Consider the following 6,507-nt stretch of genomic DNA (forward strand, 5'->3'; position numbering starts at 1 on the left):
GCCTGCTTCTTAATTGAAGCAGGCTTTATTCTGGGTAACTTATAAAGAGTAACTTAACCCTAGGAAGTACTGTCTACCGAAGTATTGGATTGTTCCTGTCTGATGTTCTTCACCAAAATAGGTTTTGTTCGGTTCATCAGTTAAGTTATTAATTTGGAATAAGAACTTAAGTCCATTTTCCAGAGCGTATGAAGCTTGATAATCCACAATCGTTTCGGCATCGAAGAAGGCGAGTTGTGATTCAACTGCCACTTGTTCTGAAACGTAGCTGCTACGATATCTCATGCTGACGCGAGTATCGAAACCATCTAGTGAATAGAACAGGGTTGTGTTCAGTACGCTTTCTGATAAACCTGGTAATGGAATTGTTAAGTTTGAACCACTTAAATCTGTTGTAAATTCCACTTCACTGTCTGAATACGAGTAGCTACCAGTGAAACCAAGACCACTGAGTGGTGATGGTAGGAAATCAAAGACTTGGGTATAACCTAACTCAACACCACGAATATAGCCGCCATTGTCGTTGTTGATCGCAGTTTGATATTGACCTTCATCTTTCACCACAGGGAACTCAACACCATTATCGACAATAGTATCGGGAACAATAAATCCATTACCTTCAAAGTCATAAGGTTGGATTGTGAAGTTGTTGATGAAGGATTTAATATCTTTGTAGAACAAGGCTACGACAACTGCACCCTGTGAATCTTCAAAATAGTGTTCGTAAGATAAGTCGTATTGATCGGCATAAAATGGATCAAGTAGCGGACTGGTATTACCCCAAGCATTGTATTTTTTGTATCCCGGTGTGGCTGAATCGTCATACCAAGATCCCATGCCTGATTTCAGCTTGTCGATTGGAGGACGTGACATCACAGAAGCTGCAGCAAAACGCAGTTGATCATTTTCAGTGAGGTGGAAGCTCAAGTTAATCGACGGCAAGTAATCGGTATAGGTTTTACCTATCTCGTTACGAATATAGTCGTTACTGATCACCCCAAGTTCATCGGTAATCGCTTCACCTAGACCATAGCCAACTTGTTGTAGACCTTTACTGCTTTGGTCTGTGTGCACAACACGCACACCCACGTTACCCGTGACTTTAATATCACCTAAGTCAAAATCAAGATTACCCTGAACATAACCGGCTAGTACGTCTTCATTAACCGAACCACTTTGGATCATGGTCCAGTTATTAGACCAATTGGCCGTTGGGGTAAAAGGTGATTGCCCTGTCGCGGTTAACTGTGCGTTAACCAGTTCAATGGCTTTGTTGAAATCAACGGAAAGGAAGTTCGGGTAGCCAGACAATTCTCCGCCAAAGTTGACGACATTTGTCATGTCAGTGTTCATTTGAAGCACAGGTTGATTAGTTGGGTTTTTACCAAATTCAAAACCATATCCCGCTTGTGAACGTTGAGCATTAAACTCACGCTGTGAGTAGCGCAGACCAAAATCGACAGAAGATAAGAAACTAGAATCTAACACGTAGTTAAAATCTAACTTATAGGCGACAAGATCATTTTGCTGATCGTATGGCCACATACCCACTTCTTTTAAACCCAAGGTTGCCGTATTGGTATAGTCGTTTGAGAAATTAACATCGGCAGGGTTTAAGCCATGTAGTTGATAATTAATTGATTCGGCTGAACGTACTTCATTACCTAAATCATCATATAACACGGCACGCGTACCACCGTTGACGAATTCACCATCGGCTTTTGAATAGCTAACATCAGCTGCAACCGTTAAGGCGCCGCCATTATTCCACTCAATATTGATTGAGCCAGACGTCAGTTCTGAATACTTTGAGTCGTTATCATTGATAACAAAACGGCAAAGTTATCAGTACCATCGGTTGATACGGTTCCGCCAGTCATAGAGCCATTTTCGACAACTGCATCACTGATCGTGCCGTTTTTTAATGACTTAACGCGAAAGCCACGGGCAAAGTTTTCGGAAGTGAATTTTGAATGGAATAAATCACCTTTTACACTGAGGCTGTCTGTCGGTTGCCAATGGATAGCCGCCATATAACCATCACGTGTATCATCACCGCCTTTTTGCTGTAACTCAAAACCTTCACTGATTGATTCGGCAACACCGTCGCCATTGACATCTTTTTTATCATCGTTGAAACGTAAGCCAATGAACTGACTTGCAACATAAGGTTGATAAAGGTGGGCATAGCCTAGCGCCACACCGAGCGTGTCTTCTAGGAATTTTCCTTGATAGGCTAAGCTGAGGCGATTGCCATACTGCTCGGCATCAGAGATTTCATCGGCTCTGTCATTAAAACTGCCGCGAGCATTGATATTAAATGATTGGTCTTTGTCGCTTTTTAGTGGATCTGCGGTTTTTAACTCTACAGTACCAGCAACGCCACCTTCAATGAGCGAGGCCTTAGGCGTTTTATATACTGCGGCTTGGCTAATCAATTCTGATGGGTATTGGTCAAACTCAATCGCGCGTTTACCACCCGTAGTAACTTGTTCATGTCCGTTAAGTGTTGCAAAGACAAAATCACCATCAAGACCACGAATGTTGAGGCCGCTTGCTTGTCCACCAGTACGGACTGCAGTCACGCCGGGTAAACGAGTTAACGCATCAGCAATTGACTGGTCGGGAAGGGCGCCAAGATCATCGGCTGAAATCGATTCAGAGACGGTATCTCCAAAACGTTTATCATTTAATGACTTGATGACACTGGTTCTAAAACCTTTTACTTCAATAACTTCAATTGCAGCTTCTTTCGCTTTCGCTTCTTTATCTGTGGTCACTTCATCTGCCGCATAGGAGTGCATACTCGCACCTGCGGCAATGAGCGCTAAGGTTAGCAAACTGGGTTTAAATCGCATCATATCTCTCTTCCCCTTGGAGTCGCTTTATCGCTTTGTAGAGCGTTTTATCGTTATCACCGCGTTATGTTTGCGGCCTTTTTTTGGTATCTGGGCGCTTAATTGACTGCATAAGTGCTGCGTTTATGACCAAATTGTTATGCAACGGTGAAGATACTACTCCCGAGCTTCTTGGCGGAACAACTGAGTGCATACGTATTCAATACCTCGTTGAGTTAAGAATAGCCGTTAATTGAGGGAAATCTCATGGAGTAAAATGATTTTATTTTGCAATTAAGTGTTTGTTAATAAATGGTAAGGTGAGTTGGGGCTCAATGTTATTTATGGCGAGGTCTTCTGCATACGTATGCAGGTGTATTGAACCTTATTTCCCTCTTCACGTATGCTCGGTGACACAAAATAAGCCGCGATACCTTTACTCTGCAGTAACAAAACGATAACTGTTTGCGTGAGTGTGTTAGGGAATGATCGCTGTAGAATAACGATAAAGGGGCAACAATGAGTGAGTTAACTTGGTGGCGTGGTGCGGTGATTTACCAAATTTATCCGCGTAGCCTTTTAGATACGAATGGTGATGGCGTTGGTGATTTGCGTGGCATTATCACTAAGCTGGACTACATTTCGAGCCTCAATGTCGATGCTATCTGGATTTCACCTTTCTTTAAATCGCCGATGGCAGATTTTGGCTACGACATCAGTGATTACCGCGAAGTGGACCCTCTTTTTGGCACTATGCATGATTTCGATGAATTGATTGAAAAAGCCCACGGCTTAGGCATTAAGGTCATTATCGATCAAGTATTAAGTCATACCTCTGATCAGCATGCGTGGTTTGTTGAAAGCCGCGAGAGCCGTACGAATCCCAAAGCGGATTGGTACGTGTGGGCCGATCCTAAGGAAGACGGCACTGCGCCTAACAACTGGCTCGCGATTTTTGGCGGTTGTGCTTGGGAATGGGAACCGCGCAGACAACAATACTATTTACATAACTTCCTGCGTAGCCAGCCCGATATCAACTTCCATAATCCTGACGTGCGCCAAGCTGTGCTGGATAATGTTGAATTCTGGCTTAAAAAAGGCGTTGATGGCTTTCGCTTAGATGCGATTACCTTCTGTTATCACGATGAACAGCTCAGGGACAATCCGGCAAAACCTAAGGATAAACGTCAAGGCCGAGGTTTTAGCGAAGATAACCCTTACGCCTATCAATATCATTACTACAATAATGACCGTCCGCAAACTATCGCGTTTATTGAAGATTTACGAAAGCTTATCAATCGTTATCCTGGTGCGGTGACCTTAGGTGAAGTGTCGGCAGAAGACTCTTTAGCTGTGATGGCGGCTTACACTAAGGGTGAAAATCGCCTGCACATGGCCTACAGTTTTGAGCTACTGACAGACGATTACAGTGCCGCTTATATTCGCCAAACCGTAGAAGCATTAGAAGCGAGCATAGGTGATGGGTGGCCTTGTTGGGCTATCGGTAATCATGATGTGCAGCGCGTGGCGAGTCGTTGGGGGCAGGGTAAACAGAATTCTGACATGGTCAAAATGCTCAATGCCATGCTAAGTTCACTGCGCGGTAGTGTGTGTAGTTATCAAGGTGAAGAACTTGGTTTAACCGAAGCGCCGATTGAATACCATGAGTTGCAAGATCCCTTTGGCAAAACCTTCTGGCCTATGTTTAAAGGCCGTGATGGTTGCCGTACGCCAATGCCATGGCAACAAGGCGCCGATTTTAGCGGTTTTAGTGAGGTTTCACCCTGGTTGCCGATCGCCCCTGCGCATCAAGCGTTAGCGGTGGATGTACAAGAATCAGATGCAGATTCCATGCTTAACGGTTATCGACGTTTTCTTGCTTGGCGTAAATTACATCCAGTGTTGGTTGAAGGCGATATCCAATTTGTGGATACCAACGAGCCCATCTTGGCCTTCATCCGCACCTTAGGAGAGCTCAAAATATTCGTCGGATTCAACTTAGGCGATAACAATGTTGAGTTGGATTTATCACAGTTTAAATTTAGTGAAATATTGACGGGACATGGCCTGAAAACCGCACAAATAGAAAACAATCAGCTGAAGTTTTCGGCATTTGCCAGCTTTTATGCAGTTTTAAACGGAAAATGATTCATTTTTATTCGGCTGAGGTGTTATATACCCAAGCCCACTATTCGACGTAAAGCCGCCCACGGGCACACTGGGGAATGTAACCTTACTGAGTTCCTGATAATAAAAACATACAGAGAGAATAACTATGGCGTCATCAATTAATACCGGTAGCTACACGAGCAGCACTGGCGAAAATGGGTCGGGCAGTTATCGTTTTGCCTTGATCTCATTGACTTCACTGTTTTTTATGTGGGGTTTTATCACTTGTTTGAACGATATTCTGATCCCGCATCTTAAAGCGGTGTTTTCGCTGAATTACACTCAAGCCATGTTGATCCAATTTTGTTTCTTCGGTGCTTACTTCTTAGTGTCGATCCCCGCCGGTAACTTAGTGAAAAAGCTGGGTTATCAAAAGGGGATTGTTACCGGTCTTGTGATTGCGAGTATTGGCTGTGCGCTGTTTTATCCAGCGGCCACGCTAGCGACCTACAATCTGTTTCTTGGCGCGTTATTCGTTCTAGCATCTGGCATCACTATCCTACAAGTGGCAGCCAACCCCTATGTTAACGCCTTAGGCAGTAGCGAAACGGCCTCGAGCCGTTTGAATTTAACGCAAGCTTTCAATGCGTTAGGTACAACAGTCGCACCATTCTTTGGTGCCATGTTAATTCTTTCTGTCGCCAGTTCTGTATCAAGCGATTTAGCCCACGCAAGCGCCGAAGCGGAAGTGGTAAAACTGCCATACCTGTTACTTTCTGGCGCCTTGGCTATCTTAGCGCTGATTTTTGCGAAGTTAGATTTACCAGTGATCCGCGAGCATGATGAAAGTGTTCAAGGTGAAGTCCAAACCCATCTAGGTAAAACCAGTGCCTTGCAAAGCAAGCACTTAGTGCTCGGCGCTGTGGGTATTTTTGTGTATGTCGGTGCCGAAGTGTCTATCGGTAGCTTCTTGGTCAGCTTCTTAGGTGAAAGCCATATTGCCGGTATGCCAGAAGCTGAAGCCGCCCATTACATCGCCTATTACTGGGGCGGCGCTATGGTGGGACGTTTCATTGGCTCTGTGGTAATGCAAAAAGTGCCGGCTGGCTCAGTGCTTGCGTTTAATGCCTTTATGGCGGCGTTACTTGTGGTTGTGGCGATGACAACCACTGGCAGCCTTGCTATGTGGGCAATTCTTGGGGTGGGGTTATTTAACTCGATTATGTTTCCAACGATCTTCAGTTTAGCGCTGCGTGATTTAGGTCCACACACTTCACAGGGCAGTGGCATTTTGTGTCTGGCAATTGTGGGTGGGGCGATTCTACCTTTATTCCAAGGCATGTTAGCGGATAACCTCGGCGTGCAACTCGCCTTTATTCTGCCCGTGATTTGTTATGGCTTTATCCTGTTCTACGGCTCTAAAGGCTCAAAAATGTAATGGGTTAACTGGCTGTCCCGTCCTAAGATAGGTTGACAGTTTCTAGGCCAGCTCCAGTAGCTGGCCTTTTCTATTATGCACCTGATTGGGTGTTTCCATATCCAAACTCAGGTGCGGTCTCAT

2 protein-coding genes and 1 pseudogene are annotated in these 6,507 nt (G+C 44.6%); 2 read left to right on the forward strand and 1 reads right to left on the reverse strand.

Features of this window, described 5'->3' with window-relative positions:
• Window positions 1-39: 39 nt before the first annotated feature.
• Window positions 40-2,861: pseudogene (locus tag KV201_RS20870) on the reverse strand (TonB-dependent receptor).
• A gap of 495 nt (window positions 2,862-3,356) precedes the next feature.
• Here KV201_RS20870 and KV201_RS20875 point away from each other — a divergent pair.
• Window positions 3,357-4,985: an alpha-glucosidase family protein gene (locus KV201_RS20875; RefSeq protein WP_226060446.1), complete on the forward strand. Its 1,629-nt coding sequence runs from the start codon at window positions 3,357-3,359 to the stop codon at window positions 4,983-4,985.
• A gap of 127 nt (window positions 4,986-5,112) precedes the next feature.
• Window positions 5,113-6,384 carry a sugar MFS transporter gene (locus KV201_RS20880; protein ID WP_226060448.1) on the forward strand — a complete coding sequence of 424 codons (1,272 nt, stop codon included), beginning with the start codon at window positions 5,113-5,115 and terminating at the stop codon, window positions 6,382-6,384.
• The last annotated feature ends 123 nt before the right edge of the window (window positions 6,385-6,507 follow it).

Source organism: Shewanella sp. SR1 (assembly GCF_020447145.1).
GTDB classification, from domain to species: Bacteria; Pseudomonadota; Gammaproteobacteria; order Enterobacterales; family Shewanellaceae; genus Shewanella; species Shewanella baltica.

What these genes read in the sequence shown, in the direction of transcription:
- KV201_RS20880 (WP_226060448.1), top strand. Translation starts at nt 5,113, where the DNA reads ATGGCGTCATCAATTAATACCGGTAGCTACACGAGCAGCACTGGCGAA.
- KV201_RS20875 (WP_226060446.1), top strand. Translation starts at nt 3,357, where the DNA reads ATGAGTGAGTTAACTTGGTGGCGTGGTGCGGTGATTTACCAAATTTAT.